Genomic DNA, 14,091 nt, shown 5'->3' on the forward strand with positions numbered 1-14,091 from the left:
CTCACGCTGGACGGCGCCCAGCTGCCTCGACTCGCCCGTGGTGGTCACTGCGCACTTCCCTCGGTCGGTTCGGTCTCCGGACTGGCGGCGCCGCCCTGGCTGGGCTCGCTCGACGGCTCGCCCTCGGGGGTGCCCGGGGTCTCGGTTCCCCCGGGCGTACCGCCCTGGGGTTCGGGTTCCTCGGCGGGTCCGCCCGAGCGGATCTCGTTCTCGTCGTCGGCGCCCGGGGGCGGCGCGTCCGGGTTGGCGGCGGCGACCTCGGCGAGCTGCGCGGGGAAGGCGTCGCCCTCGACGACGTGGGCCTGGAACAGCATCTGGGAGTGGTCCACACCGCACAGCTCGGCGCAGCGGCCCTCGTAGGTGCCCGGGGTCGTCGGGATCACCTGGAAGGTGTTGATCTGGCCGGGGATCACGTCCAGCTTGAACAGGAACGCCGGGATCCAGAAGGAGTGGATCACGTCGGGCGAGTAGAGGTTGAAGCGGACGACCTGGCCCTCGGGGAGGTAGAGGTCGGGGCGGGCGGCCTCGCCGGGCTCACCGACGGTGGTGGCGACCGGCTCGGGCAGCGACTCCGCCAGCTCGGCGGACTCCTCGGCCGCGGCGACCGCGGCCTCGTGAGCGGCCTCCTGCTCGGCGGTCGGCTCGCCGTGCGGCTCCTCGGGCAGCTCGGCGATGTCGCCGAAGGCCTCGGGGCGCGCCAGCAGGTCGACATCGCCCGCGGCCTGGATGGCGGCGGCGTCGTAGTAGTCGAAGCGCCAGCTCCACTGGAAGGCCGTGACGTTGACGACGACGTCGGGCTGCTCGTCGGTCTCCAGCAGGTAGTCCTGGTCGCGGGCGGTGAAGTAGAAGAGCACCGCGATGATCACGAACGGGACGACGGTGTAGAGCACCTCGATCGGCATGTTGTACCGCACCTGCGGCGGCAGGCGGTCGGAGCGCTTGCGGTGGAAGATCACCGACCAGATGATCAGGCCCCACACCAGGATGCCGACGCCGAACGCGGCGATCCACGACCCCTGCCAGAGCGAGAGCACCCGCTCCGCCTGTTGGGTGACGGGCTCGGGCATGCCCAGTCGGGTGAACTCGGTCGACGTACATGCCGTCGCGAACGCCGGCACTGCGGCCAGCGCCAGCCCGCGCGGCGCCCAGTGACGCAGGCGAGAACGCCGGTTCCTACGGCGGGTCGGACTCACGGGTTGCCTTCCAGCGGTGATGCCCGAACCTCGGGCTTTCCTCAATGTTTCAGGAGTGACAGGGGAACAGTATCGCGCATCTTTTCCGAGGCCGATCTGGGGCCGGACCCCCGGGGCGTGTTGCCGCCGTGGGGCTTCGCGCCCGGCCGGACGGCACTCGCGCCGCCACGGTTCACCGCTGCCGACGCGCCCCGCCGCCGCGCATCGGCGGCGGAGCCGCCGGTGGTCGACGCGCTGGGGCGCGCATCGAGCGTATCGCTGCGTGCGCCGCACCCGCGTCCGGGGCGGCGTTAACCTGTCGGTGTCCGCGTCGCCGCAGGAGAGGCCGTATCTTGACCGAGGTCCCGCGACTCACCATCGACGCGCTCGGCCGGAAGTGCCCGATCCCGATCATCATGCTGGCCCAGCGGCTGAACGAGGTGCCGATCGGGTCGATCATCGCGGTCTGCGCCGACGACCCCGCCGCCCGCACCGACATCCCGGCCTGGTGCCGGATGAAGCTGCAGGACTTCGTGCGCGAGGTGCCGCTGCCCGGCGGCGGCAGCGCCTTCCACATCCGCCGCGCCTACTGACGCCCCCGAGGGGTGCCGAAACGCCGGACCGCCCGGCCCGGACCGCCCCGAGGGGCGGTGCGGGACCGGGCGGTCCGGTCTTCGCTCGCGGGTCAGCGCGAGTAGTACTCCACCACCAGCTGCTCGTCGAAGAGCACCGGCACCTGCTCGCGCTTGGGCCGGTCGACCAGCGCGGCCTTGAGCTCGCGGTGGCTGACCGCCAGGTAGCCGGGGAGCCGGTCGTCGGCGAAGGTGCCCTCGGCCGCCTCGATGAAGGCGACGATCTTCTTGGACTTCTCGCGCACCGAGATGACCTGGCCGGGCTTGACCTTGTACGACGGGATGTTCACCCGCTGGCCGTCGACCTCGATGTGGCCGTGGCTGACGAACTGCCGGGCGGCGTAGATGGACGGCGCGAAGCCGGCCCGCAGCACCAGGGAGACCAGGCGGGTCTCCAGCTCGGCGATCAGCTCCTCGCCGGTACGCCCGGGGCGCTTCTTGGCCACTTCGAAGGCCTTGGCGAGCTGCTTCTCGGAGAGGTCGTAGTACCAGCGCAGCTTCTGCTTCTCCAGCTGGCGCACGCCGTAGTCGCTGTTGGAGCGCCGGACGCGGCGGCCGTGCTCACCCGGGGGGTAGGGCCGCTTCTCGAAGTAGTCGACCGCCTTGCGGGTCAACGGGGCGCCGGCGCGCCGCGACAGGCGCACCTTCGGTCCGGTGTAGCGCATTCAATCTCCTCCACATCAACGGCCGGGGACGGCCGCACTGCCTTGCATCTCGAAGCGACTTAGGTAAGTCTTACCTAAGTCAAGGAGGTGGTCATGCGCCAAGTCAGCCCGTCCCCCATCGAACGGGTCCGTTCTCTCGCCGCGGCGGCGACCCCCACGGCGGTGGCGCTCACCGACGACCCCGGCACACGGAGTTCCGTGCGTGGAGCCGTGGATCCCACCGGCCGCGCGATCGTTCTGATCGGGGTCGATCATCCGCTGCATCAACCGCTTCGGGCGACCCGCCACGGTCGCGCCGACCTAGGGGTCAGCGTCGACCTGGCCGCACACCGGACCGTCGGATCGGTACCGACGGTGCGGGCACGGCTCTGGTTCGAAGGCTGGGTCTCGGTCATTCCCGCAGCCGAGTGCCGCGATGCCGCACTCAGTGTCTGGGAAAGGCTGCCCGACGAAGACCTACTCGCTGCTACAGACCATGATTCCACACGTCAAACACCGCTTTTGGCACGGGTGGAGCCCGCAGTTGTGATTTACGACACCTACGACGCCGGCGGTGTGCTGGACGGCGGCGCCTTCCTGGCGGCCGAGCCCGACCCGCTCGCCGGCGCGGCCGAACGGCTGCTCGCCCACGTCAACGACCGGCACCGCGACGAACTCAGCGCGGCCCTCGCGCACATCCCGGGCGCGCCCGAGGGCCGCGCCTGGCTGTGGGAGCTGGACCGGCACGGCTCCACTCTGTGGGTGCAGCCCCTGCCGCGGCCCGCGGAGCCGGGCGCCGGCTGCGGGCCGGTGCTGATCCGGCTGCCGTGGAGCGCCCCGGCGGAGCACCCCCGCGATCTGGAGCGCGCCCTGCACGACCTCATGCACGCCCGGCCCGCGCCGAAGGTGCGCTGAGGCGCGGCCGCTAGGGCACCGGGCAGCGCAGCGCCGGCTCGACCGCCGCGGCGGCGTTCTCGCCGTAGGCGGCGGCGAAGCGGTCCAGGGCCGCCTGGCGGCCCAGGGTGTACTCCTGGGGCCCGACGGCCTCCAGCACGTGCACGGCCACCAGATTGCCCAGCTGCGCGCTGTGCTCCAGGCCGAGCCCGGCGGCCAGGCCGCTCAGGAAGCCGGCCCGGAAGGCGTCGCCGACCCCGGTGGGGTCGACCAGCCGGTCGGTGGGCAGCGCGGCCACCTGCACGGCGGGCTCGCCGGCCCGGTCGATCCTGACCCCCTTGGAGCCCAGGGTGGTCACCCGGGTGCCGACCATGCCGAGCAGCTCGGCGTCGGACCAGCCGGACTTCTGCTCGATCAGCGCCTTCTCGTACTCGTTGCTGAACAGGAACTCCGCGCCGCCGACCAGGCGGCGGATCTCGGCGCGCTCCATCCGCGCCAGCTGCTGCGAGGGGTCGGCGGCGAAGGCGTAGCCGCGCTCGCGGCACTCGTCGGTGTGGCGCAGCATCGCCTCGGGGTCGTTCGCCGCGATCATCACCAGGTCGAGGCCGCCGACGCGCTCGGCCACCGGCCGCAGCTCGATGTTGCGGGCCTCGGCCATCGCCCCGGCGTAGAAGGAGGCGATCTGGTTGTGGTCGGCGTCGGTGGTGCAGACGAACCTGGCGGTGTGGTGCAGCTCGGAGACGTGCACCGACTCGGTGTCGACGCCGTGGCGCTCCAGCCAGGAGCGGTAGTCGGCGAAGTCGGGGCCCACCGCGCCGACGAGGATCGGCGACAGGCCCAGCGCGCCCATGCCGAAGCAGATGTTGGCCGCCACCCCGCCGCGGCGGATCTCCAGCGCGTCGACCAGGAAGGACAGCGACACCCGGTCCAGCCGGTCGGCGACGAACTGCTCGGCGAAGCGGCCGGGGAAGGTCATCAGGTGATCGGTAGCGATCGAACCGGTGACGGCGATGCGCACGGCGGGGGTCTCCTCGGGCACGATGGGCGGAACCCCGTCACCTTACCCGGGCGGCGGCGGCCGCGGGCGCCGAACGCCGCCGGGCGGGGCGGTGCCGGGCGCGCCGACGCCCCGTCCGCTCGGACGGGGCGTCCGGTCTCCCCGCGCCGGGCCCGCGGCCCGGACGCGCGGCGGGCTCAGTGGAAGGAGTCGCCGCAGGCGCAGGAGTTGGTGGCGTTGGGGTTGTCGATCGTGAAGCCCTGCTTCTCGATCGTGTCGACGAAGTCGATGCTGGCGCCCTGCACATAGGGAGCGCTCATGCGGTCGGTGACGACGTTCACCCCGCCGAAGGTGGCGACCACGTCGCCGTCGAGCTGCCGGTCGTCGAAGAAGAGCTGGTACCGCAGCCCCGAGCAGCCGCCAGGCTGCACCGCGATGCGCAGCGCGAGGTCGTCGCGGCCCTCCTGCTCGAGCAGGCTCTTGACCTTGCCGGCCGCTCCGTCAGTCAGGATCACGCCCTGCTGCTGCTCGGTGGTCTCGCCCTGAACTGTCATGTGCTGGCTCCTATGGTGGATGGCCGTCCGGCGACGGCCACAGACTCGTCTCTAGCGGTCAACCGCACCGCGGTGCTCCGCATTCCTGTGCCGGTACCCGAAGATCGGCGATGCTCGTCGAAGGGACCGTCGACAGTGCCGTGTCCGCCTCCGGCCGTCCTTCCATGGTGGCACACGCGGCGGAGTGCGCGCCGCTCAGCGCCGCCAGCCCTCGGCCACGCTGCGGGCGAGCCGGCGCAGCTCCCCGGCGGAGTCGGCCATGGCCGCCTCGACCGAGCCGGCCGAGTCCACCAGCGCGTAGGTGCCGGCGATGCCGGCCGCCGCCGCCTCGGCGGCGTCCACCTGCACCCGCCCGGCCAGCACCAGGCAGGGCACCCCCCGCGCCCTGGCCGCCTGCGCGACGCCGTAGGGCAGCTTCCCGCGCAGCGACTGGCCGTCGAAGGAGCCCTCCCCGGTGACGACCACGTCGGCGCCGTCGAGGTGGCCGTCCAGGTCGACGGCGTCCAACACGGTGCTGATGCCCGACACGACCTCGCCGCCGAGCAGCAGCAGGGCGTAGCCGAGCCCGCCCGCCGCGCCGGAGCCGGGCCGCTCGCGCAGGCCGCCGGGGTCGGTGCGGTCAGCGAAGGCGGCGAGGGCGGCGTCCAGGCGGCGCACCTGCTCCTCGTCGGCCCCCTTCTGCGGGCCGAAGACCGCGCTGGCGCCCTCCGGCCCCAGCAGCGGGTTGTCCACGTCGGTGGCGGCCACCAGGCTCACCCCGGCCAGCCGCTCGCGGGCGGCGGCGGTGTCGACCCGGTCGAGCGCGGGCAGCGCCGCGCCGCCGCGGCGCAGTCCCTCGGCGGGCTCGGCGCCGAGCGCGGCCAGCAGGCCGGCGCCGCCGTCGTTGGTGGCGCTGCCGCCGAGGCCGACCACGACGCGGCGCAGCCCGTGGCCGAGGGCGTCGGCGATCAGCTCGCCGACGCCGTGGCTGGTGGTGACCCCGGGGTCGCGCCGGTTCGCGGGTACCAGGTGCAGCCCGCACGCCTGCGCGCTCTCGATGTAGGCGGTGCCGCCGGCCTCCACCCAGGCCGCCTCGACGGGCTCGCCGAGCGGCCCGCGCACCGTGAGGGCGCGGGTGACGGGCTCGGCCGAGGCGGTGGTCATCACCTCGACGAAGCCGGGGCCGCCGTCGGACAGCGGCAGCAGGCGCGTGTCGGCGCCGGGGTCGGCGCCGCGCCAGCCCTCGGCCACGGCCCGGGCCGCCTCCAGCGCGGTCAGGGTGCCGGCGAACTTGTCGGGAGCTATCACGATGCGCACGCCCCCAGTCTGCCGCCCCACCCCGGACGGCGGACCACCGGGGGTGCGGCTGTGCATACAGAATGCCGCGAGGCGGGCGCCGCGGTCACATGCCGGGGGCGCCCCACAGCGCCAGCCAGCGCTCCAGCTCCGGCTCGATCGGCAGGTCGGCGGCGACCGAGGCGCGGACCTGGAGTTCGAGCGCGTTGTCGCGGCGCTGCCCGCCCAGCGGGGCGAAGGGGAAGAAGGTGCCGCGCTTGTAGAGGTAGACCAGGGCCAGGCGCCGCCCGCCGGAGTCGGTGAAGCCGAACAGCGAGCACAGCAGCTGCGGCCCGAAGCCGGCGCCCTCCAGGGCGGAGTTCACCGCGTGGATGTCGGTGACGAGCGCGTCGAGGCGGTCGGGCGGCTGGGTGGAGGTGACCCAGGTGTAGCCGTAGTCGTCGCGGGTCTCGTCGATGTCGCCGCCGACCGACTCCAGCAGGCCGGTGACCTCGTCGGCCACCGAGCTGAAGGCCTGGCCCTCGACGGCGCGGAAGCAGACCGAGCCGGTGCCGGCGGGGGTGAAGCCCGCGGACGCCTGGAGGGTGACGGCCGCGCTCGGCAGCGCGAACAGGCGGTCGAGGTTCGGCTGGACCTGCTTGGAGCGGCCGAACAGCGCGTCGAGGAATCCCATCACCCCATTGTGCCCGGTACGGCATGGCGCGGGCCGGGCGGCGCGGGAGAAGATCGTCGGATGCGCCGGGAGGCGTCTCCCCCGACACGAGGAGGAACCATGGGAGCTCATCGGTGGCGGACCGCCGCGGCGGCCTCGGCCGCGCTGCTGGCGGCGACCGCCCTCGCGGGCCAGGCGGGCGCCGACACGCGGGGCGCGCCCGCGGCCGCCGCCCCGGCGGCCCAGGACCGGCCGGCGCCCGACGGCTGGGAGCTGGTGCACGCCGAGGGCTTCGAGCGGCTGCGCCCGGTCGGCGACACCGGCTGGCGCCCGGACCGCGACGGCCCCGGCAGCCCCTACGACGTCGACGGCTACGACAACGACGGCGAGTACTTCCGCACCATCGGCGGCGCCGACTTCGACCGGCAGCTGGCCACCACGGACCTGTACCGGCGCTCCTTCGCCTTCGGCGAGGACGGCTGGCTGACCGCAGAGCTGGCCGCCCGCGACACCGACGGCGACGGCCTCGCCGACGAGTCGCCCAGCCTGACCAGGGACCGGCTGCCCGGCGCCGGCCCCGTCGCGCACCTGGAGTCGCCGCACCACGGCGCGGTGGTGGTGCGCGCCACCGAGGAGCTGCCGGCGGAGTACCGGGTGGAGGTCACCCTGCGCACCATCGACTTCGGCGGGCAGCGCGGCGGCAGCTGGGACTACGACGGACTGGTGAACGGCTACCGGCCCACCGGCTGCTCCACCAACTTCCCGTGGGCCGCCTCGGGCGACTTCTCGCGGCCCGAGTGCGAGTGGTTCGACGTCACCCGGGACGCCAACGGCTTCTACTACCTCGGGATCATGGACTACGCCAGACCCGCGCCGCACAACAACGTTTTCATCCACACCCACCGCAAGGTGGTGATGGACGGCTACAACCGCTACCGCTACACCGGCAGCGGCCTGCGCTACTGCGACACGGCGACCGGGCAGTACCGGCCCTACGAGTGGGGCAGCGGCAACGGCGTCAACATGCTCTTCATGACCGACGACCGCCGCTACGGCAACCAGCCCGGCACCGAGTACGTGATGGAGAGCGAGTGCGGCACCGCCGTGGGCGGCGGCATCGTCAGCCAGGCCGACCTGATGCCGGAGTTGATGCCCGAGCAGAGCTACCGCTTCGCGATCGAGCGGCGCGCGGGAAGCTACGTGCTGGAGGTGACGGGCACCTTCCGCCACGTCGGCGAGCGGACCCTGCGCTACGAGCGCGCCTTCGACGAGGACGGCCTGCCGATCTACCACTACAACCAGAACGCGGAGGAGTACGACGGCGCCCACGACGCCACCTGGACCTACCCCTCGCCCAACGGCACCTACACCCACGAGGGCGTCTGGCCGGCCGGTTCGGCCTACCCGGACAACTTCCTGATCGGCCAGCCGCACATGAACTTCTACGAGGGCGACGCCCGGATCGACGACATCCGGCTGTACGTGCCGGCCGGCTCCTGACGGCGCCGCGCGTCCGGCCCGGCGGGCTCAGCCCTCGCGCACGAGCTCCGGCCGGGCGGCGCGCAGCGCCTGGAGCAGCGCCGGCTGCCGGGTGCGGCCCGGCGCGATCCTGATCCTGGTCAGCGGTGCCGCCGGCGCGTCCGGCGGCACCGCCGCCTCTCGGTGCGCGCGCACCCGCGCCCAGGTCGGGGTCCGGCCCGTCCAGCCGGGGGTGCGCAGGTACACGTCCACCACCAGGTCGGTGAGGCCGCCCTTGGTGCTGAGGCTCTCGAAGGTGACGGGCGCGGCCTCGCGGATCCGGGCGATCTCGTCCCAGGGCAGGTGCGCGGCGCGGCCCGCGAACCACAGCGCGCGCTCCTGCACGAGGGAGACGCCCTCCTGGTGCACCGAGATCCCCTGGCGGGTGGTCAGGCGCGGCAGCACCTGGACCAGCCGGGCGACCGCGACCGCGCAGAGCAGGGTCAGTACCGAGGGGCCGAGCGCCACCGCCGGGCCGCCGTCGAAGACCCCCCTGGTGAACATGATCAGCATCACCGCCAGGTATCCGGCGCTCGCGAACAGGGCGACGGACCAGTCGACCAGCCTGCGCCGGCCGAGGTCGATCCACCGGTGAGCCATCGTCTCCTCCTGCGGGGTATGGGGCCGGTCCGAGCCGGCGGGACGGGTGCGGGCGCTCAGCCGCCCTGGAGCAGCTCCGGGCGGGCGGCGCGCAGCGCCTGGACCAGCGCGGGCTGCCGGTGATGGCCCGGCGCGATCCTGATCCTGGTCAGCGGTGCCGCGGGCGTGGCCGGCGGCACCTCCGCCTCGTGCGGGTGCACCCGGGCCCAGGTGGGCACGGGCCCGGCCCGGCCGGGGGTGCGCAGGAACACGTCGACCACCAGGTCGCTGCCGCGCGCCCGGTCGAACAGGCTGTCCAGGGTGACGGCGGTCCGCTCGCGGACCGCGGCGATCTCGTCCCAGCGCAGGTGCGCGACGCGGCCGGGGAACCACAGCGACGGCTCCTGGACGAGCGTGACACCGGCCGCGTGCACCGAGACCCCCTGCCGGGTGAACAGCCGCGGGGCCACCTGGACCAGGCGGGCGACCACGGCCGCGCACAGCAGCACCATGGCCACCGGGCCGGCCCAGACCGCGGGGTCGGGCTCCAGGGCGAGCAGCGCGGTCACGGCGACGATGTAGGCGAGCGGGACGAGCAGGGCGACGGTCCACGCGCCCAGGCGCCGCCGGCCGAGATCGACCCACTGCGCCAGTCCTGCCGGCACGGAGCCGCCGTCCGGAGCCGGCGGATCGAACAGGTCGGGCCGGGCGCCGCGCAGCATCCGCTCCAGCCGCCGCTGCTCCACCGGGGCGCGCAGGCCGAGGACGACCCGGGGCAGCGAGACGGCGCGGTCGCGGCGCGGCTCGCCCGCGGGCACGAACACCGCCCAGCCGGGGAGGCGCGGTTCCTGCGGCGCCTGCCGCAGGAACAGCTCGATGTGGTCGTCGAGGCCGTCGGAGCGCCCGCTCGGCACGATGGCCCGGACGTCGGTCCACGGGATGTGGGCGGTGTGGCCGCGGCTCCACCACAGCGGGCGCCGCACCAGGTCGATGCCGCGCTCGGTCAGTTCGATCGCCTGCCGCGCCCACAGGCGCGGGACGTAGGCGACCGGGACCAGCAGCGCGGCCAGGGCGGCGGCGCCCAGGCCCCACAGAACGGCCGGACCGCCCGCGGGGGTGGTGCCGTCGCCGAACGCGGCCAGGAGCACGAACCCGACGTAGCCGAAGGAGGCCGTGACCGACACGGCGACCACGCAGTAGGCCACCCACCGGGCGATCCCGGCCCGGCGCAGCTCCAGCCGGCCGAGCATGCCGTCGGCCGCCCAGGGGGACTCCGCGCCCCAGGACGGCGGCGGGCCTGGCGGCGGTGCTGGGTCCGGCGGCGGTGCGGCGTGCGCGGCCGGCGCCGGTGCGGCCCGGTCCCGGGCCGCGTCGGTGAGCAGGTCGGGCCGGACCGCGCCGATCGCGCCCAGCAGCCGGCCGTGCTCGCCGCCCGGGGTGGTGACCACCACCCGGGAGTGACCGCCGCGCGGTACGCCGTCGGGCCCCTCCTCGTGCGGCGCCGCCCGTACCGCCCAGGCCGGGAGCTTCACCCTGGGCGGCTCGCGCTCCAGGTGCACCACGAGCATGTACGACCCCGCCGGGACGCCCGGCCGCCGCCGGTCGGCGGCGCGCGACTCCACCGCGCGCACCTGCTCCCACGGCAGGTGCAGCACCCGGCGGCGCGTCCACCAGCGCGCCTCCTCCAGCAGGGTGAGGCCCCCGCGGCCGGCGGCGACGCCCTGCCGGGCGAGCGTGCGCGGCGCCCAGACGATGATGAGGCCGGCCACGGAGAGGCCGGCCAGCAGGAACATGCCGCTGAACAGCAGTACGAGGACGAGCAGGGTCGCGTTCGACTCGCCGAAGCCGTCCTCGCGGACGCCCGCGACCGCGCCCGCCGGGTGCAGTACCAGGAAGGCGGTCAGCACGCCGGAGACGGCGATGATGCCGGTGATGTTGCGGACGCCGAGGATCCAGCCGGTACGGAAGACCCGGCGCAGGTCCACCCACTCCGCCGGACCGGCGCCGGGCGGGTCCTGGGGGGCGGCCGGGAGGGCGTCGGGGGGCATGGCAGGCAATTGAAGCAGGTGGCCCGCGCTTTTCCCGCGTCGTGGCACGAAGCGGACAGGCGGGCGGGCCCGCGGCCGCCCCGGCGCTAGGCGCCGCGGCCGAGGTCGGCGGAGATGCGGGCCAGCTGCTCCAGCCGCTGCTCCAGCGGCGGGTGGGTGGCGAAGAGCTGCGCCAGGCTGATGCCGCGGCGCTTGGCGAAGGCGGGCACCAGGAAGAAGGCGTTGATCGGCTCCGCCTTGCGGAGGTCGCCGGTGGGGATCCGCCCCATCTCGCCGCTGATCTTGGTCAGCGCGCTGGCCAGGGCGGAGGGGCGGCCGGTGAGCTGCGCGGCGCCCCGGTCGGCGGCCAGCTCGCGGTAGCGGGAGAGCACCCGGATGAGCAGGAAGCTGACCGCGTACACGATCGCGCTGACCAGGATCACGGCCAGGCCGAGCAGGGCGCCGCCGTTGTTGTTATTGCCGCGCCCGCCGACGAAGGCGAACTGCAGCGCGAAGCGGCTGACGAAGCCGGCCAGGATGCCCAGGGTGGAGGCGATGGTCATCACCGCCACGTCGCGGTGCGCGACATGGGACAGCTCGTGCGCGAGCACGGCCTCCAGTTCGGCGGGGTCGCGCTCGGGCTCCAGCCTGCGCAGCAGGCCGGTGGTGACGCAGACCAGCGCCTTCTTGCGGCTGTGGCCGGTGGCGAAGGCGTTGGGCATGTCGGAGTGGGCGATCGCGACCTTCGGCTTGGGCATGTCGGCCATGGCGCACAGCCGGTCGACCACGCCGTGCAGGGCCGGCGCCTCCTCCGGCGAGACGACCCTGGCGTTCATCGAGTACAGCGCCATGCGCTCGGAGCCGAAGAACTGGAAGAGGAAGAAGCCCACGACGACGAGCAGGATGAGCCACCACTGGACCCCCGCCGCCACCATCGCCGCGATGAAGACCACGTAGACCAGTCCCAGCAGGAACATGGTGGTCAGCATCCGGTTGGTGAGCCCCCGGTCCGCGGCGAACCGCGTCCGCGCCATGCGCATCGCCCCCTGTGCAACGCTGTTATCGCGTCTGCTCGCGGTCGCGGTCCCCCGACTGCGGCCGCGACCGGGTGGCGCGGCCGCGGCGGCGTCGCCGCCGCGCGCCGGACCACCCGGTGCCGGTCCGTCCCGGGTCAGTTCGGGATCAGGCCCTCGCCCTCCTTGTCGGACAGGATCGTGCGCACGTCGTCGATGCTGGCGTCGGCGGGCGGCAGGATCAGGTCCGAGGGGTGCAGTTCGTCGTCGGGCACCGGGGCGCTGCCGGTGCGCACGGCGTCCAGCAGGTCGTGCAGCGTCTGCCGGAAGGCGCCCTCGTCGCCGGCGTTGGTCGCCTCCTCCAGGCGCGCGTCCAGCTCGTTGAGCCGGCCGAGCTCCGAGAGGTCGAGGCGGAACTGGCCCTCACCCAGGATGCGGACGATCATGCGCCCTCCCCCGGCTGCCGCTGCACCTGCTGCGACTGCGACTGGCCGCCCGTGCCGTTGCCCCCCTCGATGGCGGGGGTGGAGGGGGCCTGGCCCAGCTCGGCCTTCATCCGCTCCAGCTCCAGGTCGACGCCGCTGGTGGCGCCGATCCGGTCCAGCTCGGCCTGGATGTCGTCCCGCTGGGTGCCGGTGACGTCGTCGAGCGCGCCCGAGGCGAGCAGTTCGTCGATGGCGCCGGCGCGGGCCTGCATCGTGGCGGTCTTGTCCTCGGCCCGCTGGATCGCCATGCCGACGTCGTCCATCTCCTCGGAGATGCCGGAGAAGGCCTCGGTGATGCGGGTCTGGGCCTCGGCCGCGGTGTAGGTGGCCTTGATCGTCTCCTTGCGGGTGCGGAAGGAGTCGACCTTGGCCTGCAGGCGCTGCGAGGCGGTGGTGAGCTTCTCCTCCTCGCCCTGGAGGGACTCCAGCTGCACGCGCAGGTCGCCGATCTGGCTCTGCAGCCCGGCCCGGCGGGTCAGCGCCTCGCGGGCGAGGTCCTCGCGGCCCGCGCTCAGCGCCTGCTTGCCCTGGTTCTCCAGCCGGGTGGACTGCTGCGCCAGCTGCTGGATCTGCAACTCGACCCGCTTGCGGGAGGTGGCGACGTCGGCGACGCCCCTGCGCACCTTCTGCAGCAGCTCCAGCTGCTTCTGGTACGAGTAGTCGAGGGTTTCGCGAGGGTCCTCGGCCGCGTCCAGGGCCTTGTTGGCCTTGGTCTTGAAAAGCATGGAAAGTCGCTGAAACACGCTCATAGGCGTGGCCGTCCCCTTCGTGATCCGTACGAGCAGTTCCCCGGTGGCGATTCGGACCCTGACGGCCCCGAAACGCTGCGGCAGCCCCTAGCAAACATCCGAATTACCAGCCTACGCGTTAACGTGCGAGATCGTCACGAAGTTCGCGCCCGGCGGTCCCGGTAGGGTGGGACCGTGTTCCGACGCCGTACCCCTGCCGAGTCCGCCCCGGCCGCGGACCGGGATGAGTCCCCCTCCGCGCCCCGGGGAGTGACCCCGCCCAAGGACAAGCCGACCCCGAAGCGGCGCGACTCCGCACGTGAGCGGCGCCACTACGCCGCGCCGCGCACCCGCAAGGAAGCCTACCGCCGGATGCGCGACGACGACCGGCGCAAGCGGCTGTCGTCCACCCGCGACGACATGCTCGAACGCGACCGCGGCCCGGTGCGCGCGTTCGCGCGGGACTACGTCGACTCCCGCCGCTCCTTCGGCGAGTACTTCCTGTTCCTGTCGCTGGCGATCGTCGTGCTGCTGATGATCCCGGGGGCGAGCGAGACCGTCACCACCTTCGTCTGGCCGGTCATGATGGTCGCCGTGGTCTTCGAGGCCATGCTGGTCTCCGGGCGGGTCAAGCGCGAGGCCGCGGCCCGCTTCCCCAACGAGAGCCTGCGCGGCCTGAGCTGGTACGTGGCCATGCGCAACCTCCAGTACCGCAGGCTGCGGCTGCCCAAGCCGCGGGTGAAGCCGGGCGACGCGCTGCCCGACGACTACCGCTGACGGCGGCCGCCGCGCCGGTCCGCGGCTCCGCCGTGTCCGGATCCGGCGCATTGGCCGGAATGTGCCATCTTTCAGTGGGGCGGCTCCGGCCGGGCGCGAGCCCGAGTCGATCTTCCCGGCCGGGACGGCATAGATTTGGTGCCC

At 73.8% G+C, this 14,091-nt stretch carries 15 protein-coding genes; 4 read left to right on the forward strand and 11 right to left on the reverse strand.

Annotation, left to right across the window (positions count from 1 at the left end; translation table 11 throughout):
• Window positions 1-44 precede the first annotated feature (44 nt).
• On the reverse strand, window positions 45-1,466 hold the full coding sequence (ctaC, locus tag CLV72_RS31815; RefSeq protein ID WP_483860566.1) for an aa3-type cytochrome oxidase subunit II: 1,422 nt from the start codon (window positions 1,464-1,466) through the stop codon (window positions 45-47).
• 59 nt (window positions 1,467-1,525) lie between these two features.
• On the opposite strand from ctaC, the gene CLV72_RS20060 reads away from it, so the two are divergent.
• Window positions 1,526-1,765, forward strand: coding sequence for a sulfurtransferase TusA family protein (locus CLV72_RS20060; RefSeq protein WP_106248719.1), 240 nt, complete (start codon window positions 1,526-1,528; stop codon window positions 1,763-1,765).
• A 92-nt stretch (window positions 1,766-1,857) separates the two neighbouring features.
• Here the strand turns inward: CLV72_RS20060 and rpsD are convergent, their stop codons facing one another.
• Window positions 1,858-2,469, reverse strand: coding sequence for a 30S ribosomal protein S4 (rpsD, locus tag CLV72_RS20065; protein WP_106248722.1), 612 nt, complete (start codon window positions 2,467-2,469; stop codon window positions 1,858-1,860).
• A gap of 525 nt (window positions 2,470-2,994) precedes the next feature.
• Here rpsD and CLV72_RS32320 point away from each other — a divergent pair.
• The gene (locus CLV72_RS32320) at window positions 2,995-3,363 is read left to right on the forward strand and encodes a DUF2470 domain-containing protein (protein ID WP_170141047.1); all 369 of its coding nucleotides are present in this window, start codon (window positions 2,995-2,997) and stop codon (window positions 3,361-3,363) included.
• Window positions 3,364-3,373: 10 nt separating this feature from the next.
• Here CLV72_RS32320 and CLV72_RS20075 read toward each other — a convergent pair whose 3' ends face one another.
• From CLV72_RS20075 to pspAB, 4 genes are all read right to left on the reverse strand, one after another.
• Entirely contained in the window at window positions 3,374-4,360 is a 987-nt protein-coding gene (locus tag CLV72_RS20075; protein WP_106249561.1) for a carbohydrate kinase family protein, read from the reverse strand.
• Between the two features lie 176 nt (window positions 4,361-4,536).
• Window positions 4,537-4,893 carry a HesB/IscA family protein gene (locus tag CLV72_RS20080; RefSeq protein WP_106248727.1) on the reverse strand — a complete coding sequence of 119 codons (357 nt, stop codon included), beginning with the start codon at window positions 4,891-4,893 and terminating at the stop codon, window positions 4,537-4,539.
• Between the two features lie 195 nt (window positions 4,894-5,088).
• Window positions 5,089-6,189, reverse strand: coding sequence for a glycerate kinase family protein (locus CLV72_RS20085; protein WP_106248730.1), 1,101 nt, complete (start codon window positions 6,187-6,189; stop codon window positions 5,089-5,091).
• Window positions 6,190-6,274: 85 nt separating this feature from the next.
• Entirely contained in the window at window positions 6,275-6,841 is a 567-nt protein-coding gene (gene pspAB, locus CLV72_RS20090) for a PspA-associated protein PspAB (RefSeq protein WP_106248733.1), read from the reverse strand.
• Window positions 6,842-6,940: 99 nt separating this feature from the next.
• Here pspAB and CLV72_RS20095 point away from each other — a divergent pair, with 99 nt between their 5' ends.
• Window positions 6,941-8,320, forward strand: coding sequence for a hypothetical protein (locus CLV72_RS20095; RefSeq protein WP_106248736.1), 1,380 nt, complete (start codon window positions 6,941-6,943; stop codon window positions 8,318-8,320).
• Between the two features lie 27 nt (window positions 8,321-8,347).
• Here the strand turns inward: CLV72_RS20095 and CLV72_RS20100 are convergent, their stop codons facing one another.
• The 5 genes from CLV72_RS20100 to CLV72_RS20120 all read right to left on the reverse strand — a co-directional run bounded on the left by CLV72_RS20100 (window position 8,348) and on the right by CLV72_RS20120 (window position 13,191).
• Window positions 8,348-8,938 (reverse strand): hypothetical protein, encoded by a 591-nt coding sequence (locus tag CLV72_RS20100; RefSeq protein ID WP_106248739.1) that lies wholly within the window; start codon window positions 8,936-8,938, stop codon window positions 8,348-8,350.
• A gap of 56 nt (window positions 8,939-8,994) precedes the next feature.
• Window positions 8,995-10,965, reverse strand: a complete 1,971-nt coding sequence (locus CLV72_RS20105) for a hypothetical protein (protein ID WP_106248742.1) — start codon at window positions 10,963-10,965, stop codon at window positions 8,995-8,997.
• An 86-nt stretch (window positions 10,966-11,051) separates the two neighbouring features.
• On the reverse strand, window positions 11,052-11,978 hold the full coding sequence (gene htpX, locus CLV72_RS20110) for a zinc metalloprotease HtpX (protein WP_106249563.1): 927 nt from the start codon (window positions 11,976-11,978) through the stop codon (window positions 11,052-11,054).
• 137 nt (window positions 11,979-12,115) lie between these two features.
• Window positions 12,116-12,403 carry a PspA-associated protein PspAA gene (pspAA, locus tag CLV72_RS20115; protein WP_106248744.1) on the reverse strand — a complete coding sequence of 96 codons (288 nt, stop codon included), beginning with the start codon at window positions 12,401-12,403 and terminating at the stop codon, window positions 12,116-12,118.
• Window positions 12,400-13,191 carry a PspA/IM30 family protein gene (locus CLV72_RS20120; RefSeq protein WP_106248747.1) on the reverse strand — a complete coding sequence of 264 codons (792 nt, stop codon included), beginning with the start codon at window positions 13,189-13,191 and terminating at the stop codon, window positions 12,400-12,402. The genes pspAA and CLV72_RS20120 overlap by 4 nt, the downstream gene beginning before the upstream one ends.
• A 174-nt stretch (window positions 13,192-13,365) precedes the next feature.
• Between CLV72_RS20120 and CLV72_RS20125 the strand changes: the two genes are divergently transcribed.
• Window positions 13,366-13,947: a DUF3043 domain-containing protein gene (locus CLV72_RS20125; RefSeq protein ID WP_106248750.1), complete on the forward strand. Its 582-nt coding sequence runs from the start codon at window positions 13,366-13,368 to the stop codon at window positions 13,945-13,947.
• Window positions 13,948-14,091 lie beyond the last annotated feature (144 nt).

The organism is Allonocardiopsis opalescens, from assembly GCF_003002095.1.
Classification (GTDB): domain Bacteria; phylum Actinomycetota; class Actinomycetes; order Streptosporangiales; family Streptosporangiaceae; genus Allonocardiopsis; species Allonocardiopsis opalescens.

What these genes read in the sequence shown, in the direction of transcription:
- CLV72_RS20120 (WP_106248747.1), bottom strand. Translation starts at nt 13,191, where the DNA reads ATGAGCGTGTTTCAGCGACTTTCCATGCTTTTCAAGACCAAGGCCAAC.
- CLV72_RS20100 (WP_106248739.1), bottom strand. Translation starts at nt 8,938, where the DNA reads ATGGCTCACCGGTGGATCGACCTCGGCCGGCGCAGGCTGGTCGACTGG.
- CLV72_RS20095 (WP_106248736.1), top strand. Translation starts at nt 6,941, where the DNA reads ATGGGAGCTCATCGGTGGCGGACCGCCGCGGCGGCCTCGGCCGCGCTG.
- pspAB (WP_106248733.1), bottom strand. Translation starts at nt 6,841, where the DNA reads ATGGGATTCCTCGACGCGCTGTTCGGCCGCTCCAAGCAGGTCCAGCCG.
- CLV72_RS20105 (WP_106248742.1), bottom strand. Translation starts at nt 10,965, where the DNA reads ATGCCCCCCGACGCCCTCCCGGCCGCCCCCCAGGACCCGCCCGGCGCC.
- htpX (WP_106249563.1), bottom strand. Translation starts at nt 11,978, where the DNA reads ATGGCGCGGACGCGGTTCGCCGCGGACCGGGGGCTCACCAACCGGATG.
- CLV72_RS20080 (WP_106248727.1), bottom strand. Translation starts at nt 4,893, where the DNA reads ATGACAGTTCAGGGCGAGACCACCGAGCAGCAGCAGGGCGTGATCCTG.
- rpsD (WP_106248722.1), bottom strand. Translation starts at nt 2,469, where the DNA reads ATGCGCTACACCGGACCGAAGGTGCGCCTGTCGCGGCGCGCCGGCGCC.
- pspAA (WP_106248744.1), bottom strand. Translation starts at nt 12,403, where the DNA reads ATGATCGTCCGCATCCTGGGTGAGGGCCAGTTCCGCCTCGACCTCTCG.